The organism is Nonomuraea glycinis, from assembly GCF_014646515.1.
Classification (GTDB): Bacteria; Actinomycetota; Actinomycetes; order Streptosporangiales; family Streptosporangiaceae; genus Nonomuraea; species Nonomuraea glycinis.
Window position 1 is genome coordinate 13,295 of sequence record NZ_BMNK01000006.1, and the last position, 17,559, is coordinate 30,853.

Sequence of the window (17,559 nt, forward strand, 5' to 3'; positions counted from 1 at the left end):
CTGTGTGTCCCGACCAACGCCCTTTAAGACCCGTCCCGTGAGGCGGGAAAGGTGGTGCATTCCTCATGTCCGAATCCAGGGCCGTCCTCGAAGGCCCGGACATCCATCGGGCGCTGACCCGGATCGCGCACGAGATCCTCGAGCGGACCAAGGGCGCCGACGAAGTCGTCCTCCTTGGCATCCCCACCCGTGGCGCGCCTCTGGCCCGCAGGCTCGGCGACCGCATCGAGGAGTTCGAAGGGGTCAAGATCCCCGTCGGCTCGATCGACATCACGATGTACCGCGACGACCTGAGGCTGAAGCCGGCCCGCCCGCTCGGCCGTACCGAGCTGCCGGCCGACGGCATCGACGGCAAGATCGTCGTGCTCGTCGACGACGTCCTCTACTCCGGCCGTACGGTCCGCGCCGCCCTCGACGCGCTCAACGATCTCGGCCGTCCCACCGCCGTCCAGCTCGCCACCCTCGTCGACCGCGGCCACCGGGAGCTGCCCATCCGCGCCGACTACGTGGGCAAGAACCTGCCCACCGCCAAGAGCGAGAAGGTCAGGGTCTTCCTGCGGGAGACCGACGGGCGCGACGCCGTGATCCTCATGAAGGGGGGCGCCGAGTGAACCGGCACCTGATCTCCGCGGGCGACCTGTCCAAGGACGACGCCCTGCTCATCCTCGACACCGCCGAGGAGCTGGCCAGAGTCTCGGAACGGTCCATCAAGAAGCTGCCCACGCTGCGCGGCCGCACGGTGGTCAACCTGTTCTTCGAGGACTCCACCCGCACCCGCATCTCCTTCGAGGCCGCCGCCAAGCGGCTGTCGGCCGATGTGATCAACTTCTCCGCCAAGGGCTCCAGCGTCTCCAAGGGCGAGTCGCTCAAGGACACCGCGCTGACCCTGGAGGCGATGGGCGCCGACGCCGTCGTCATCCGGCACGGCTCCTCCGGCGCCCCGCACCGCCTGGCCAACTGGGTGCACGGCAGCGTGGTCAACGCCGGCGACGGCACCCACGAGCACCCCACGCAGGCGCTGCTGGACGCCTTCTCGATGCGCCGCCGGCTGGGCGCGCTCGACGGGCGCAAGGTCACGATCGTCGGCGACGTGCTGCACAGCCGGGTGGCCCGCTCCAACGTGCTGCTGCTGCACACGCTCGGCGCCGAGGTGACCCTCGTCGCGCCGCCCACGTTGCTGCCGGTCTCCGTGCACACCTGGCCGTGTGAGGTCTCCTACGACCTGGACACGGTGCTGGCCAAGTCGGACGTGGTGATGATGCTGCGGGTGCAGAAGGAGCGGATGAACGCCGCCTACTTCCCCAGCGAGCGTGAATACTCCCGCCGCTACGGCCTCGACCGGGCCCGTTTCGCCAAGATGCCCGACGACGCCATCGTGATGCACCCCGGGCCGATGAACCGGGGCATGGAGATCGCGGCCGAGGTGGCCGACTCGTCCCGCTCGACGATCGTCGAGCAGGTCGCCAACGGGGTGACCATCCGCATGGCCGTGCTGTACCTGCTGCTCGGGGGAGAGACCGCGTGATAATCAGAAATGTCCGGATTCTTGGGGGCGAGCCGGCCGACATCCGCATCCAGGACGGGCTCATCGCCGAGATCGGCCCCGCGCTCCAGGGTGACGGCGACGTCGTCGACGGAGGCGGCGTCATCGCCCTGCCCGGCCTCGTGGACCTGCACACCCACCTGCGCGAGCCCGGCCGCGAGGACGCCGAGACCGTGCGGACCGGCACCCAGTCGGCCGCCCGCGGCGGCTACACCGCCGTGCACGCCATGGCCAACACCTCGCCCGTGGCCGACACCGCGGGCGTGGTCGAGCAGGTGTGGCGGCTCGGCCGCGAGTTCGCCCACTGCGACGTGCAGCCCGTCGGCGCCGTCACCGTCGGCCTGGACGGCAGGCAGCTCGCCGAGCTCGGCGCGATGGCCGACTCCGCCGCCGGGGTCCGCGTCTTCTCCGACGACGGCAAGTGCGTCTCCGACGCGGTGCTGATGCGCCGCGCCCTGGAGTACGTCAAGGCCTTCGACGGCGTCATCGCCCAGCACGCCCAGGAGCCCAGGCTCACCGAGGGCGCGCAGATGAACGAGGGCGTGATCTCCGGCAGGCTCGGCCTGACCGGCTGGCCGGCCGTCGCCGAAGAGGCGATCATCGCCCGCGACTGCCTGCTGGCCGCGCACGTCGGCTCCCGGCTGCACGTCTGCCACGTCTCCACGGCCGGCTCGGTGGAGATCCTGCGCTGGGCCAAGTCCCACGGCTGGAACATCACCGCCGAGGTGACCCCGCACCACCTGCTGCTCACCGACGACCTCGTCGAGGAGTCGCCGGCCGGCGCCTACAACCCCATCTACAAGGTCAACCCGCCGCTGCGCACCCGGGCCGACGTGGCGGCGCTGCGCGCCGCGCTCGCCGACGGCACCATCGACGTCGTCGCCACCGACCATGCCCCCCACCCGGTCGAGGACAAGGAGACCGAGTGGTCGGCCGCGGCCATGGGCATGATCGGCCTGGAGACCGCGCTCAGCGTGGTGCAGGAGGCCATGGTCGATACCGGGCTGCTCGACTGGGCGGCCGTCGCCGACCGGATGTCGGCCGCGCCCGCGCGGATCGGCCGCCTGTCCGGCCACGGCCGGCCGCTGGAGGCCGGCGCGCCCGCCAACCTCACCCTGTACGACCCGGCGCCCCGCACCGAGGTGGACCCCTCCGCCTTCGCGTCCAAGAGCCGCAACACCCCGTACGCCGGCATGACCTTGCCCGGCCGGGTAGTGGCGACATTCCTGCGCGGCAAGCCCACCGTTCTTGAAGGGAAGCTGGTGTGACAAACGCGGTGCTCGTCCTGGAAGACGGACGTGTCTTCCACGGAACCCCGTACGGAGCCGAAGGCGAGACCTTCGGCGAGATGGTCTTCAACACCGGCATGACCGGCTACCAGGAGACCCTCACCGACCCCTCCTACCATCGCCAGATCGTCGCGATGACCGCCCCGCACATCGGCAACACCGGCGTGAACGACGAGGACCCCGAGTCCGGCCGCGTCTGGGTCGCCGGATACGTGGTCCGCGAGCCGTCCCGGGTGGTGTCGAACTGGCGGGCGAACCGCTCGCTCGACGACTACCTCAAGGAGCAGGGCGTCGTCGGCATCGCCATCCCCGGCACCCGCGCCCTCACCCGGCACCTGCGCGAGCGCGGCGCCATGCGGGCCGGCATCTTCACCGCCCCGGCCGCGCCGGTGGCGGAGCTCGTCGAGCGCGTACGACAGGCTCCCGGCATGGCGGGCGCCGACCTGGCCGCCGAGGTGGCCACCGCCGAGCCCTACGTCGTCCCCGCGATCGGCGACAGGCGCTACACCGTCGCCGCCGTCGACCTCGGGATCAAGGGCATGACGCCGCACCGGATGGCCGAACGCGGCTGCGAGGTGCACGTGCTGCCCGCCACCGCCACGTTCGAGCAGATCATGGCGGTGCGCCCGGACGGCGTGTTCTTCTCCAACGGCCCCGGCGACCCGGCGACCGCGGACGTCTCCGCGCTGCGCGCCGTGCTGGCGGCCAGGGTGCCGTTCTTCGGCATCTGCTTCGGCAACCAGCTCTTCGGCCGCGCGCTCGGCCTGTCCACCTACAAGCTGCGCTACGGCCACCGCGGCGTCAACCAGCCGGTCCAGGACGTGCGCACCGGCAAGGTGGAGATCTCCGCGCACAACCACGGCTTCGCCGTCGAGGCGCCGCTCGACGGGCCGTTCGACACCCCCTTCGGGCAGGCCGAGGTCAGCCACGTCAACCTCAACGACCGGTGCGTCGAAGGGCTGCGCCTGCTCGACGGGCGCGCCTTCAGCGTTCAGTACCATCCCGAGGCGGCCGCGGGCCCGCACGACGCCGCCTACCTGTTCGACGAGTTCTGTGAGGTCATGACCCGTGCCCAAGCGTGAGGACATCAGGTCCGTGCTGGTGATCGGCTCAGGGCCGATCGTGATCGGGCAGGCGTGCGAGTTCGACTACTCCGGCACCCAGGCCTGCCGCGTGCTGCGCGACGAGGGGTTCCGCGTGATCCTCGTCAACAGCAACCCGGCGACGATCATGACCGACCCCGAGTTCGCCGACGCCACCTACGTCGAGCCCATCACTCCCGAGTTCGTCGAGAAGATCATCGCCAAGGAGCGGCCCGACGCGCTGCTGCCGACGCTCGGCGGCCAGACCGCACTCAACACCGCGGTCGCGCTGCACGAGGCCGGCGTGCTCGAGGCGTACGACGTGGAGCTCATCGGCGCCGACTTCGACGCCATCCAGGCGGGCGAGAACCGCGAGCTGTTCAAGGGCATCGTGGCCAAGGTCGCCCGTGACCACGGCCTGAACGCCGAGTCGGCCCGCTCGGTCGTCTGCCACACCATGGACGACTGCCTGGCCGCCGTCGGCGAGCTGGGCTACCCGCTGGTGGTGCGGCCGTCGTTCACCATGGGCGGAGTCGGGTCCGGGTTCGCCTACGACGAGTCCGACCTGCGGCGCATCGCCGGCGCCGGACTCGACGCCTCGCCGACCACCGAGGTGCTCCTGGAGGAGTCCATCCTCGGCTGGAAGGAGTACGAACTCGAGGTCATGCGCGACCGGCGCGACAACGTGGTCATCGTCTGCTCCATCGAGAACATCGACCCGATGGGCGTGCACACCGGCGACAGCGTCACCGTCGCCCCGGCGCTGACCCTGACCGACCGCGAATACCAGAACATGCGCGACGTCGCCATCGCGGTCATCCGCGAGGTCGGCGTCGACACCGGTGGCTGCAACATCCAGTTCGCGGTGGAGCCGCGCACCGGCCGCATGATCGTCATCGAGATGAACCCGCGGGTGTCCCGTTCGTCGGCGCTGGCCTCGAAGGCCACCGGCTTCCCGATCGCCAAGATCGCCGCCAAGCTGGCCATCGGCTACACCCTCGACGAGATCCCCAACGACATCACCCGCGAGACCCCGGCCTCCTTCGAGCCGACCCTCGACTACATCGTGGTCAAGGTGCCCCGCTTCGCCTTCGAGAAGTTCAAGGGCGCCGACCCCACGCTCACCACGCACATGAAGTCCGTGGGCGAGGCCATGGCCATCGGCCGCTCCTTCGCCGAGGCGCTGCAGAAGGCGCTGCGCTCGCTGGAGAAGAAGGGCTCGTCGTTCACCTGGGCAGGCGAGCTCGCCGGCAAGGCGGAGCTGCTGGCCGCGTGCCGCACTCCCCATGACGGCCGGCTGGTCACCATGCAGCAGGCCATCAGGGCGGGCGCCACCGCCGAGGAGCTCTACGAGGCCACCAGCGTCGACCCGTGGTTCCTCGACCAGCTCTTCCTGCTGCAGGAGGAGGCGCAGGCGCTGGCCGACGCGCCGGAGCTGACCGTCGAGGTGCTGCGGCGGGTCAAGGGGCACGGCTTCAGCGACGTGCAGATCGGCGAGATCCGCGGCATCGACGAGGCCCGGGTGCGCGACCTGCGGCACGCCCTCGGCCTGCGGCCCGTCTACAACACCGTGGACACCTGCGCCGCCGAGTTCGCCGCCAAGACCCCCTACCTCTACTCGGCCTACGACGAGGAGAGCGAGGTCCCGTACGGCACCCGGCGGAAGGTCATCATCCTCGGCTCCGGGCCCAACCGCATCGGGCAGGGCATCGAGTTCGACTACGCGTGCGTGCACGCCTCCTTCGAGCTGTCCAGGGCCGGCTACGAGACCGTCATGGTCAACTGCAACCCGGAGACCGTCTCGACCGACTACGACACCTCCGACCGGCTCTACTTCGAGCCGCTCACCCTGGAGGACGTCCTGGAGGTCGTGCACGCCGAGCAGGAGACCGGCCCGGTGGCGGGCGTCATCGTGCAGCTCGGCGGCCAGACGCCGCTCGGCCTCGCGCAGGCGCTGAAGGACGCCGGGGTGCCCGTCGTCGGCACCTCGCCCGAGTCCATCCACCTGGCGGAGGAGCGCGGCGCGTTCGGCCAGGTGCTGGCCGAGGCCGGCCTGCCCGCGCCCAAGCACGGCACCGCCACCACGGTCGCCGAGGCGCTGGCCGTGGCCGAGGACGTCGGCTACCCGGTGCTGGTCCGCCCCTCCTACGTGCTGGGCGGGGCCGGCATGGCCATCGTCTACGACGAGGAGACCCTCACCACCTACATGGCGGCCGAGGAGGGCGGCCATCCGGTGCTCATCGACAAGTTCCTCGACGAGGCCGTCGAGATCGACGTGGACGCCCTCTACGACGGGACCGAGCTCTACCTCGGCGGCGTCATGGAGCACATCGAGGAGGCCGGCATCCACTCCGGCGACTCGGCGTGCACGCTGCCGCCCATCACGCTCGGCAGCCTCGACATCAAGCGCATCCGCGCCGCCACCGAGGCCATCGCCGACGGGGTCGGCGTGCGCGGCCTGCTGAACGTCCAGTACGCGATGTCGGCCGGCGTCCTCTACGTCCTGGAGGCCAACCCCCGGGCGAGCCGTACGGTGCCGTTCGTGTCCAAGGCGACCGCGGTGCCGCTGGCGAAGGCGGCGGCCCGGGTGATGCTCGGTGCGAGCCTCGCCGAGCTGCGCGCCGAGGGCATGCTGCCCGCCACCGGCGACGGCGGCACGCTGCCGATGGAGGCCTCGATCGCGGTCAAGGAGGCGGTGCTGCCGTTCAACCGCTTCCGCGGCGTCGACATCGTGCTGGGCCCCGAGATGCGCTCGACCGGCGAGGTCATGGGCATCGACGAGTCCTTCGGCATCGCCTTCGCCAAGTCGCAGGCCGCCGCCTACGGTGAACTTCCCACCAAGGGACGCGCGTTCGTATCCGTGGCCAACCGGGACAAGCGTGCGATGATCTTCCCGGTGAAGGCGCTCGCCGATCTCGGATTCGAGATCCTCGCCACCGAGGGCACGGCAGAGGTGCTGCGCCGCAACGGCGTCCGTGCCAAGATCGTGCGAAAGCAGAGTGAGGGGACAGGTCCCGGAGGTGAGCCCACGAGTGTGCAGTGCATTCTCAACGGCGAGATCGACCTGATCGTCAACACGCCGTTCGGCAGCCCCGGCCAGTCGGGGCCGCGGCTCGACGGCTACGACATCCGCACCGCCGCGGTCCTGCGCGGCATCCCGTGCATCACCACCGTCGCGGGGCTCGCCGCCGCCGCGGCGGGCATCCAGGCGATCGTACGGGGCGATGTCGGCGTACGGTCCCTCCAGGAGCACGCGCAGGCACTACGGGGCTAGCTCCCCCAGGAGGTGAAGCAGACTGGCCGGCACTCCGGTGCAGGTGACGGGCACGGTGCTGACGACGCGCCGGGTCGACGCGTACCATGCGCTGACCGTGGTGGCGCCCGGCATCACCGAGCGCTACCGTCCCGGCCACTTCGTCTCCGTCGCGGTCGGGGGCGCGCGGACGTCCATGGTGACCAGGCGCGCCCTGTCGATCCACGACGTCAAGTCGGACTACGGCGGCACGGTGGAGCTCGTCTTCACCGTGCGCGGCTCCGGCACCGCCTGGCTCGCCGAGCGTCGTGCCCGCGACACGCTCGACCTGGTCGGGCCGCTCGGCCGGCCGTTCCCGCTGCCGCGCGACCCGGTCCACTGCGTGCTCGTCGGCTCCGAGTACGGCTCCGCGGTGCTGTTCCCGCTGGCCGACGCGCTGCTGGAGCGCGGCTGCCGGGTTGACTTCGTGCTCGGCGGGGCCAGCGCCGACCGGGTGTTCGGCGCGATGCGGGCCCGCCGCATGGCCGAGACCACCACGCTCACCACCGAGGACGGCTCGCTCGGCGTCCGGGGGAAGGTCACCGACGCGCTGCCGTCGGTGATCGCCGACACCCGCGCCGACGCCGTCTACGCCTGCGGCCCGATGGAGGCGCTGCGCTCGGTCACGGCGGTGGCGATGGAGTTCGACATCCCGGTGCAGGTGGCGGTGGAGGAGTCGATGGCCTGCGGCATCGGGGTCTGCATGACCTGTGTGCTGCCGATCATCGGGGACGACGGCGCGACCCGGATGGTCAGGGCGTGCGCCGAGGGGCCGGTGTTCCGGGGGGAGCGCGTGCGCTTCGAGGACGTGGGAACGATCCCGTTCGACGCCCTCGGCGCGCCGGGAGGCGGTGCCCGCCATGCCAGTTGAGCGGTGGTGAGGGCCATGTCGGTTGATATGCGTACATTCCTGGCGCATGTGGAGCTGGCCAACCCCGTCACCACGGCCGCCGGATGCGCCGCCTCGGGGCGTGAGCTGGCCCAGTTCTTCGACCTGCACCGGCTGGGCGCGCTGACCACCCGGTCCATCACCATGGCGCCGCGCGCCGGACGGCCCACGCCCCGCATGGCCGAGACGCCCTCCGGCCTGCTCAACGCCGTCGGCCTGCAAGGGCCCGGCATCGACGCCTTCCTGGAACGCGAGCTGCCCTGGCTCGCCCAGCGGGGCATCAAGACCATCGTGTCCATCGGCGGCGGCACCGTCGCCGAATACTCGGAGCTGGCCCGCCGGCTCGCCGACGCGCCCGGCGTCACCGCCCTTGAGGTGAACCTGTCCTGCCCCAACATGGAGGACCGGGGCCGGGTCTTCGCCCGCGAGGGCAGCACCGGCGCCGAGGTGATCGCCTCCGTACGCTCCATCATGCGCTACGACGTGCCCGTCGTCGCCAAGCTCGCCCCCGACGTGGCCGACATCGTCTCCGTCGCCCGAGCCTGCGTCGACGCCGGGGCCGACGCGCTGTCCATGATCAACAATCCGCTGGGCATGGCCATCGACACCGAGGCCCTGCGGCCCTCACTCGCCGCCGTGACCGGCGGGCTGTCCGGGCCCGCCATCCTGCCGCTCGCCGTCCGCTGCGTGTGGCAGGTGCACGCCGCGCTGCCCGGCGTGCCGCTCATCGGCATCGGCGGCGTGATGAGCGGCAGGGACGCCTTCCAGCTCATCCTGGCGGGCGCCTGCGCCGTCGGCGTCGGCACCGCGCTGTTCCACGACCCGTACGCGTGCCTGCGCATCGAGCGAGAGCTCGAAGACCTGCTGCAGGCCCGCGGCTTCCACCGCCTCGCCGACGCCGTCGGCCTGGCCCACCGCCCGCCGGGCAGCGCCCCTCGGCACCTGCTCGTCGACACCGAGGAGAGCACCCCGTGACGCCCGCACCCATCGCCGTCGCCCTCGACGCCCCCGACCTGGAGACCGCCGCCAGGTGGGCCGGGCTGGTGACACCGCACGTCAGCACGGTGAAGGTGGGCCTGGAGCTCTACCTGCGCTACGGGCCGGACGTGATCGCCTCCGTCCGCGGCGCCAGCGGCGTCCAGGTCTTCCTCGACCTCAAGCTGCACGACATCCCCAACACCGTCTCCGGCGCCGCCAAGGCCGTCGCACGCCTGCGGCCCGCCATCCTCACCGTGCACGCCGCCGGCGGCCCGGCGATGATCAGGGCGGCCGTGGAGGCCGCGCCGCACACCCAGATCGCCGCCGTCACCGTGCTGACGTCCCTGGCCGAGGAGGACCTCGGGCGCATCGGCCTGGCCGGGCCCGCCGGCGAGGCGGTCCGCCGCCTGGCCGCCATGTCCGTCGAGGCCGGCGCCACCGCCCTGGTCTGCTCCCCGCACGAGGTGTCCGCCGTACGGGCCGAGGTGGGGACGGGCATCACGCTCATCACCCCGGGCGTACGGCCCATCGGCGCCGACAGCCAGGATCAGGCGCGGGTGGCCACCCCGGAGCAGGCGCTGGCCGACGGGGCCGACCTGCTGGTGATCGGACGGCCCATCACGGGCTCTCCGGACCCGGGCGCGGCCGCGGCGGCCATCGCGGCCTCACTACGCCGCAACCAGCCCTGACAGCTCCTGGGCCGCTCGGCGGTGGTTCTCGGCCGCGCGGGTGATGTGTCGTACGGGCCATCGAGGTCTTGACCCGTGAGGTCGCAAACGTGATCTCACGGCGGTGGTTCGGTTTCTACGGCGCTTCGGTTTTTACGGTGGTTCGGTTTCTACGGCGCTTCGGTTTTTACGGTGGTTCGCGGACGTGCGGCGGTTCGTGGGGCCGGCGCCGTCGTGCCGTCAGGGTGTTCGCCTGAGAAGTCTTGGGTCGGGTGGGGTTCGTCGGCGGGTGCTTGCGGGGGTGCTGGGTCCGTACGCGGGCAGGTGCCTCCGGAGGGGGCGGATCCGTTCGCGAAGGGGTGGTGCTGGGGCGTGCTCGATTCGCCCATTTGGGGGTTTATCGGGACGTGTCGAACCCGGCCGCAGTGGCGGCGTGACGGGTTACGGACACAGGTCAGCCCTGCTTTCGGACATGCGGCGCGTGCCCTCACATGATCATCGTAGCGCCCTCCGGCGGTGCGCCGCGCACACCCGAGAAGCGGGAAGTGAGGGCGATTTGATCAGCTGAAAGTGATTTTACAGTCACGGAGAGCGATGAAGTGGACTTTGTGGTGAGAGAAACTGCTCTTGACGTTGCTTAGGTGCCGATGACCAGCTAGTTTCCCTTCCCGTCCGAGTACATCGACAGAAATTCGAGGTGACCCGGCGTGGCTCTTCCTCCTTTGACCCCTGAGCAGCGCGCCGCAGCCCTGGAGAAGGCTGCCAAGGCCCGTAAAGAGCGTGCCGAGGTCAAGAACCGGCTCAAGCATGGCGCGGTTTCTCTGGCTGAGGTGCTCAAGGATGGGCAGACCGACGACGTCATCGGCAAGATGAAGGTGTCGGCTCTGTTGGAATCGCTCCCTGGCGTGGGCAAGGTTCGCGCCAAGCAACTCATGGAGCGTCTTGCCATCGCCGAGTCCCGCCGCGTGCGGGGTCTCGGCACGAACCAGAGGGCCTCCCTCGAGCGTGAGTTCGGTGGCAACGAGAGCTAATCTCGGTTCCACAGGAAAACGCGGGTTCAACGGGGGGTAGGAAGTGACCGACAGGTCCCGGTCCGGCAGTGTCAGGGCCCATGAGGCAGTCGGAGTGGGCATGCGAGTCGGCGGCTTCCTCCCCTCGAGTGACAGGCGGCTGACGGTCCTCTCAGGGCCGTCAGGCGTCGGCAAGTCCACGGTCGTCGCCGAGCTCCGGCGGGCACACCCCGCGGTGTGGCTGTCGGTCTCGGTGACCACCAGAAGGCCCCGGCCCGGTGAGGTGCACGGGGTGCACTACTTCTTCGTCGACGGCGAGGGGTTCGACCGGCTCGTGGAGCGGGGCGAGCTGCTCGAGTGGGCCGAGTTCGCGGGCAACCGCTACGGCACACCCCGGCAGGCCGTGCTCGACAAGCTCGCGGCCGGCGTGCCGACCCTGCTGGAGATCGATCTCGAGGGCGCCAGGCAGGTCCGGCGCAGCATGCCGGAGGCGCTGCTGGTGTTCCTGGCTCCGCCCAGCTGGGAAGAGCTGGAGAAACGGCTGCGCGGCCGGGGGACCGAGCCGGAGGACGTCATCGCCAGGCGGCTGGCGGCCGGGCGGGTCGAGATGGCGGCCGAGCATGAGTTCGACCTCACGCTGGTGAACACGGATGTCAAAGACGTGTGCCGCCGGCTGATAGCCTTGATGACTGACCCTCAGGGGGTCACGACATCCACCAACCGAGAGGTCTGACAATCGTGGCAGGAATCGCCCCGGCCGCTGAGGGGATCACCAACCCGCCGATCGACGCGCTGCTCGACATCGTCGACAGCAAATACTCCTTGGTGATCATGGGTGCCAAGCGGGCCCGCCAGATCAACGCCTACTACTCCCAGCTCGGCGAGGGCCTGCTGGAATATGTCGGGCCGCTGGTCGAGACGCACGCCCAGGAGAAGCCCCTGTCCATCGCGCTGCGCGAGGTCGCCGAGGGCCTGCTCAACGCCGAGCCCATCGAAGGCGCGGTCTGACCTCGTCGATGAAGGTCGTCCTGGGTGTCAGCGGCGGTATCGCCGCCTACAAGGCGTGTGAGCTGCTGCGCCTGTTCACCGAGTCGGGCCACCAGGTGCGGGTCGTGCCGACCCGTGAGGCCCTGCGTTTCGTGGGCGAGCCCACCTGGGCCGCCCTGTCGGGCAACCCGGTGGCGACCGATGTGTGGGACGACGTGCACGAGGTCCCGCACGTGCGGATCGGCCAGACGGCCGACCTCGTCGTGGTGGCTCCGGCCACGGCCGACCTGCTGGCCAAGGCGGCCCACGGGCTCGCCGGAGACCTGCTCACCAACACGCTGCTGACCGCGCGCTGCCCGGTGGTGTTCGCGCCCGCGATGCACACCGAGATGTGGCAGCACCCCGCCACCCGCGCCAATGTCGCGACGCTGCGCGAGCGCGGCTCCCTGGTGATCGACCCGGCCGTCGGCCGGCTCACCGGGGCCGACACGGGACCGGGGCGGCTGCCCGACCCCACCGAGATCTTCCGCATCTGCCTGCGCGTGCTGCGCGGCCGGTCCCTCGACCTGGCCGGCCAGAAGGTCGTCGTCTCCGCCGGCGGCACCCGCGAGGCCCTCGACCCGGTCCGCTTCATCGGCAACCGCTCCTCCGGCCTGCAGGGCTACGCGCTGGCCCGCACGGCCGCCGCCCGCGGCGCCGAGGTGACGCTGATCGCCGCCAACGTCGCACTGCCCGATCCCGCGGGCGCCACCGTGGTCCGCGTCGAATCCACGGCCGAGCTGCGGGAGGCGGTGCTCGCCGCCTCCGGCCACGCCGACGTGGTGGTCATGGCCGCCGCCGTGGCCGACTTCCGGCCCGCCGCCCGGCACGACGCGAAGATCAAGAAGACGGACGGCGAGCCCGAGCCCATCCACCTGACGAAGAACCCCGACATCCTGGCGGAGCTGGGGGAGCGGCGCAGGGCCGCCGTGCCGGGCACGTCCCCGAAGGTGATCGTCGGATTCGCGGCCGAGACCCACGACGTGCTCGCCAACGGCCAAGCCAAGCTCGCCCGCAAGGGATGCGACCTGCTCGTGGTCAACGAGGTCGGCGAGCACCTCGCCTTCGGCACCCCGGACAACGCCGCCACCGTGCTCGTCGCGGGCGGCGAGCCGATCGAGGTGCCCCGGGGGCCCAAGGAGGACGTGGCCGACGCCGTCTGGGACGCGGTCGCCGCCCGCCTGAGCTGAGGCGCCCGCCCGGCCGTACACCGCGATGTATGCCCGGATTGTTGGTGGGTGTACAGGAGCGTAACCAGGGAGTCGGATTACCGGATCAGCTGTTGCGGCATATCCCTACGCCTACGGATACTTGGGGCAAAGGGGTGCGGGATGCCAGTGAGCGCTGCTGTCCGGGACCGGTGCAGGACGGTGCTCGGCCATCAGGGAGCGATCCGCTATGTCTTCCCCGTGCTGTCCATCGGGCCGCCGGGGGCCGCCAACTTCCTGATCGTGGTCACGGACACGGCCGTCTCGGTGCTCGCCACCAGAATGCTCAGGAGCGACCGGCCGGTGTCGGTGCACGCGAGCTTCCCGCGGCAGACCAGGCTCGGGCCCATCATGCAGGCCCCCGGGCCGGTCATCGAGCTGGGGAGCATGGTGTTCGAGTTCGACGACGAGTACGCCGCCGTGGTGGCCGCCGCCGACGCGGAGGTGTTCGCGCCGGAGACGCTGCCTCTCGATCCGCTGCCTCACCTGTGACGCGTGTCGAATCGCGGCCGGTTTCGCGCCGTGGCACCTGGTAGGGCTAGACTTCGGCGAGGCTCTGGCGTGCCTTCTGTTCGCCGTGAGCCCTAAATCCGTCAGCAGCCGCTGCATGAGGAGCCACTGAGTTGTCACGTCGCCTGTTCACCTCCGAGTCGGTCACAGAGGGCCACCCGGACAAGATCGCCGACCAGATCAGTGACGCGATTCTCGACGCCATGCTCAAGGACGACCCCACGAGCCGGGTCGCCGTCGAGACGATGATCACTACCGGCCAGGTCCATGTCGCAGGCGAGGTCACGACCGAGACCTACGTCGACCTCCCCGGCGTTATCCGGGAGAAGATCCTGGAGATCGGTTACGACGCCTCCCACAAGGGCTTCGACGGCGCCTCGTGCGGCGTGTCGGTGTCCATCGGGGCGCAGTCGCCCGACATCGCCCAGGGCGTCGACGACGCTTACGAGCACCGGGTCGGCGGCGACGTCGACGAGCTCGACCGCCAGGGCGCCGGCGACCAGGGCCTGATGTTCGGCTACGCGTGCCGCGAGACGCCCGAGCTGATGCCGCTGCCGATCATGCTCGCGCACCGGCTGGCCCAGCGCCTGTCCGAGGTGCGCAAGTCCGGCACGGTCCCCTACCTGCGGCCCGACGGCAAGACCCAGGTCACCATCGAGTACGACGGTGACCGCCCGGTCCGCCTCGACACCGTGGTCGTCTCCACGCAGCACGCGGCGGAGATCGACCTCAAGGAGATGCTGACGCCCGACATCAAGGAGCACGTGGTCGACCCCGTGCTCGCGGGCCTCGACATCGCGACCGAGGGCTACCGCCTGCTGGTCAACCCGACCGGTCGCTTCGAGATCGGCGGCCCGATGGGCGACGCCGGCCTCACCGGCCGCAAGATCATCATTGACACCTACGGCGGCATGGCCCGCCACGGTGGCGGCGCCTTCTCCGGCAAGGACCCGTCCAAGGTCGACCGCTCGGCGGCCTACGCCATGCGCTGGGTGGCCAAGAACGTCGTGGCGGCCGGTCTCGCCGACCGCTGCGAGGTCCAGGTCGCCTACGCCATCGGCAAGGCGCAGCCGGTCGGGCTGTTCGTCGAGTGCTTCAGCACCGAGAAGGTGACGGTGGAGAAGATCCAGGCCGCCGTCCTCCAGGTCTTCGACCTGCGCCCGGCCGCGATCATCCGCGACCTTGACCTGCTGCGGCCCATCTACTCCGAGACGGCCGCCTACGGCCACTTCGGCCGCGAGGGCTTCTCCTGGGAGTCCACGGACCGCGCCGAGGCCCTGAGGTCCGCCGCCGGTCTGTGACATGAGTTGACAGATGCCGCATCTCCGCCCGGGGGATGCGGCATCTGAGTATGCGGATCTGAATATGCGGCCGGGCCAGGGCCGTCCGCACCGTCCCGTCCGGGTCTGTGGCTTCACCGGCTGGCCTGATGAGGTCGTGTCGGCGTGCGCCGGTGGGGGCGGGTGGCGGAGTTCGGGCAGGCAGGGCGGGCGTTTCCGGGTTCCGGGTCTGGTAGACGTAATGCGTGACCCACTCCGACGACGCACTCCTGCCGCTTGACGCGGTGCGGCCCCCGATGTCGTCGAAGAACACCAAGGGGGCCGTGGTTCCGGCCGCCGACCTGCCGGTGGCCAGGGTGGCGGTGGACAACCCGCTGCCGCACCTCGACCGCCCCTTCGACTACCTCGTGCCCGCTGCCATGCAGGACAGCGCCGGGCCGGGGGTCCGGGTCCGGGTGCGGTTCGCGGGCAAGCTGGTCGACGGGTTCGTGCTGGAGCGGGTGGCGCACAGCGACCACACCGGCAAGCTGACCCCGCTCGAACGGGTCGTGTCGCCCGAGCGGGTGCTCACCCCCGAGGTGGCCGAGCTGGCCAGGGCGGTGGCGGACCGCTACGCGGGCACCCTCGCCGACGTGCTGCGCCTGGCCGTCCCGCCACGTCACGCCAGAACCGAGTCGGCCCCCCGCCCGACGACCGACTCACCGCCGGTACGGGTTCCTACGCCGGCGGCGAAGCCGCAGGGCGCCGATGATGCGGGGCGGCCCGCCGTACAGGGCCTTGATGAGACCTCAGGCCCGCCACCCGCGCCGGCGGACGCGGCGCGGGAGCCTGAGGGCCTCAGGCGCGAAGCCGCGCTCGGGAAGGCGGCGGAGGTCGCCGCGGAGCCGTTGACAGCTCAAGGTGTGGTGCGGGGCGGGCGGGGGAGCTCGGCCGAGGAGGCCGGTGCGCGGCCATTGAGCGGGGACGACGCGGCTTGGGCGGACTATCCGATGGGGGCTTCGTTTCTTGACGCGTTGCGCAACGGCAGGACGCCCAGGGCGGTGTGGTCGGCGCTGCCTGGCGGCACGGGGTGGGCGGTGGCGCTGGCGGCGGCGGTGCGGGCGACGCTCGACGGCGGCAGGGGGGCGCTGGTCGTCGTGCCCGACGGGAAGGACGTGGCGCTGCTCGACGCGGAGCTGACCCGGGTGCTGGGCAGCGGGAGGCACGTCGCGCTCACCGCGAACCTCGGCCCGGCCGAGCGCTACCGGCGGTGGCTGAGCGTCCTGAGAGGCCAGGTGCGGGCCGTCGCCGGTACGCGGGCCGCGATGTTCGCGCCCGTGGCCGAGCTCGGCCTGGTGGCGATCTGGGACGACGGGGACGACCTGCACGCCGAGCGGCTGGCCCCCTACCCGCACGCCCGCGAAGTGCTCGGCATCAGAGCCCATCGGGCCGGCGCGGCCATGCTGATCGGCGGGTACGCGCGCACCGCGGAGGCCACCCAGCTCATCGCCTCCCGCTGGGCCAGGCCCATCGTGGCGGCCCGTCAGACGATCAGGAGCCGTGCGCCGCGCGTACGGCCGGCGGGTGAGGACGCCGAGCTGGCCAAGGACCAGGCGGCGCGTGCGGCCAGGCTGCCCAGCGTGGCGTGGCGGGCGCTGCGTCAGGGGCTGGGCGACGGCCCGGTGCTGGTCCAGGTGCCCCGCCGGGGTTACCTGCCCGCGCTGGCCTGCCAGCACTGCCGTACCCCCGCCCGCTGCGCGCAGCCCCCCACCCGCACGAGCCCGGTCACGGCGGACCCCCCTCGGGAGGGCGAGCTGTCCTACGGCGCCGACGACACGGGCGGCGCGTCCAGCGGCACCGCCGGGGTGGCCAACGGGATCCCGTCCCACGACACCCCGCCTGACGGCACCGGGTCCAACGGCGGGGGAGGGGGCTACCGCGCGGGTGGGCCTTCCCACGGCGCGGCCCACGGTGGGAGTGGTGCGCCGTACGAGGACGTGCGTCAGGTGGCGGCCGAGCACCGGCCGGAGCTGCTGTGTCATGGTCCGCTCGCGCTCCGGGGCGGTCACGCCGCCCCCTACTGCCGGTGGTGCGGCCGGGTGGACGCCGCCTGGAAGTGCAGGCACTGCGGCAGCCCCCGGTTGCGGGCCGTGGTCGTGGGGGCCCGCCGTACCGCCGAGGAGCTCGGCAGGGCCTTCCCCTCCGTGCCGGTACGGACCTCGGGGCGGGACGGGGTGCTGGCCACCGTGCCCGCGGGCAGGGCGCTCGTCGTCGCCACGCCCGGGGCCGAGCCGGTGGCCGAGGGCGGTTACGCGGCGGCGGTGCTGCTCGACGGCTGGGCGCTGCTCGGGCGGGCCGACCTCAGGTCCGGTGAGGAGGCGGTGCGCCGCTGGATGAACGCCGCCGCCCTGGTCAGGCCGGGAGGCGAGTTGGTGGTGCTCGCCGATGCCGGGCTGCCCGCCGTACAGGCTCTGCTGCGGTGGGATCCCGTCACGCACGCCGAGCGTGAGCTGGCCGATCGGGCGGAGCTGGGGTTCCCGCCCGCGGTGCGGATGGCCACGCTGACCGGGACGGCGGCGGCGGTTCGGCAGATGCTGGGGGAGACGCGGCTGCCGGCGGAGGCGCAGGTTCTCGGGCCGGTGCCGGTCGACGACGCGGGGCAGGAGCGTGCCATGATCCGGACGCCGCGCGGAGGTGGGGCGGCATTGGCGGCCGCGCTCAAAGGGGCGAGCGGGGTCCGTGCGGCCAGAAAGTCGCCAGAAGTGGTCAAGGTGTGTGTCGACCCACTCGACCTGATTTAGACCT

The 17,559-nt window shown here is 71.6% G+C and carries 15 protein-coding genes; all 15 read left to right on the plus strand.

Annotated features, from left to right (window positions below; genetic code table 11):
- The first annotated feature begins 65 nt into the window (after positions 1-65).
- The 15 genes from pyrR to IEY87_RS18415 all read left to right on the plus strand — a co-directional run bounded on the left by pyrR (position 66) and on the right by IEY87_RS18415 (position 17,555).
- A complete protein-coding gene (pyrR, locus tag IEY87_RS18345; RefSeq protein WP_189139912.1) occupies positions 66-611 on the plus strand; it encodes a bifunctional pyr operon transcriptional regulator/uracil phosphoribosyltransferase PyrR in 546 nt (181 codons plus the stop codon).
- Positions 608-1,525 (plus strand): aspartate carbamoyltransferase catalytic subunit, encoded by a 918-nt coding sequence (locus tag IEY87_RS18350; RefSeq protein WP_189139913.1) that lies wholly within the window; start codon positions 608-610, stop codon positions 1,523-1,525. Before pyrR ends, IEY87_RS18350 begins: the two co-directional genes overlap by 4 nt.
- Entirely contained in the window at positions 1,522-2,811 is a 1,290-nt protein-coding gene (locus IEY87_RS18355) for a dihydroorotase (protein ID WP_189139914.1), read from the plus strand. Before IEY87_RS18350 ends, IEY87_RS18355 begins: the two co-directional genes overlap by 4 nt.
- Positions 2,808-3,914 carry a glutamine-hydrolyzing carbamoyl-phosphate synthase small subunit gene (gene carA, locus IEY87_RS18360; RefSeq protein ID WP_189139915.1) on the plus strand — a complete coding sequence of 369 codons (1,107 nt, stop codon included), beginning with the start codon at positions 2,808-2,810 and terminating at the stop codon, positions 3,912-3,914. Before IEY87_RS18355 ends, carA begins: the two co-directional genes overlap by 4 nt.
- The gene (carB, locus tag IEY87_RS18365; protein ID WP_189139916.1) at positions 3,901-7,188 is read left to right on the plus strand and encodes a carbamoyl-phosphate synthase large subunit; all 3,288 of its coding nucleotides are present in this window, start codon (positions 3,901-3,903) and stop codon (positions 7,186-7,188) included. Before carA ends, carB begins: the two co-directional genes overlap by 14 nt.
- Positions 7,189-7,210: 22 nt before the next feature.
- Positions 7,211-8,077, plus strand: coding sequence for a dihydroorotate dehydrogenase electron transfer subunit (locus tag IEY87_RS18370; RefSeq protein WP_189140295.1), 867 nt, complete (start codon positions 7,211-7,213; stop codon positions 8,075-8,077).
- A 15-nt stretch (positions 8,078-8,092) separates the two neighbouring features.
- On the plus strand, positions 8,093-9,070 hold the full coding sequence (locus IEY87_RS18375) for a dihydroorotate dehydrogenase (RefSeq protein ID WP_189139917.1): 978 nt from the start codon (positions 8,093-8,095) through the stop codon (positions 9,068-9,070).
- Positions 9,067-9,762, plus strand: coding sequence for an orotidine-5'-phosphate decarboxylase (gene pyrF, locus IEY87_RS18380; protein WP_189139918.1), 696 nt, complete (start codon positions 9,067-9,069; stop codon positions 9,760-9,762). The genes IEY87_RS18375 and pyrF overlap by 4 nt, the downstream gene beginning before the upstream one ends.
- Positions 9,763-10,448: 686 nt before the next feature.
- Complete coding sequence (gene mihF / locus IEY87_RS18385) at positions 10,449-10,772, plus strand: integration host factor, actinobacterial type (protein ID WP_189139919.1); 324 nt, start codon at positions 10,449-10,451, stop codon at positions 10,770-10,772.
- A gap of 100 nt (positions 10,773-10,872) precedes the next feature.
- On the plus strand, positions 10,873-11,484 hold the full coding sequence (gene gmk, locus IEY87_RS18390) for a guanylate kinase (protein ID WP_189139920.1): 612 nt from the start codon (positions 10,873-10,875) through the stop codon (positions 11,482-11,484).
- Between the two features lie 5 nt (positions 11,485-11,489).
- Positions 11,490-11,759, plus strand: a complete 270-nt coding sequence (rpoZ, locus tag IEY87_RS18395; protein WP_189139921.1) for a DNA-directed RNA polymerase subunit omega — start codon at positions 11,490-11,492, stop codon at positions 11,757-11,759.
- Positions 11,760-11,767: 8 nt separating this feature from the next.
- Positions 11,768-12,967, plus strand: a complete 1,200-nt coding sequence (gene coaBC / locus IEY87_RS18400; RefSeq protein WP_189139922.1) for a bifunctional phosphopantothenoylcysteine decarboxylase/phosphopantothenate--cysteine ligase CoaBC — start codon at positions 11,768-11,770, stop codon at positions 12,965-12,967.
- 141 nt (positions 12,968-13,108) lie between these two features.
- Positions 13,109-13,477 carry a hypothetical protein gene (locus IEY87_RS18405; RefSeq protein ID WP_189139923.1) on the plus strand — a complete coding sequence of 123 codons (369 nt, stop codon included), beginning with the start codon at positions 13,109-13,111 and terminating at the stop codon, positions 13,475-13,477.
- A gap of 131 nt (positions 13,478-13,608) precedes the next feature.
- Positions 13,609-14,796 carry a methionine adenosyltransferase gene (metK, locus tag IEY87_RS18410; RefSeq protein ID WP_189139924.1) on the plus strand — a complete coding sequence of 396 codons (1,188 nt, stop codon included), beginning with the start codon at positions 13,609-13,611 and terminating at the stop codon, positions 14,794-14,796.
- A 275-nt stretch (positions 14,797-15,071) separates the two neighbouring features.
- Positions 15,072-17,555, plus strand: a complete 2,484-nt coding sequence (locus IEY87_RS18415) for a primosomal protein N' (protein WP_189140296.1) — start codon at positions 15,072-15,074, stop codon at positions 17,553-17,555.
- The last annotated feature ends 4 nt before the right edge of the window (positions 17,556-17,559 follow it).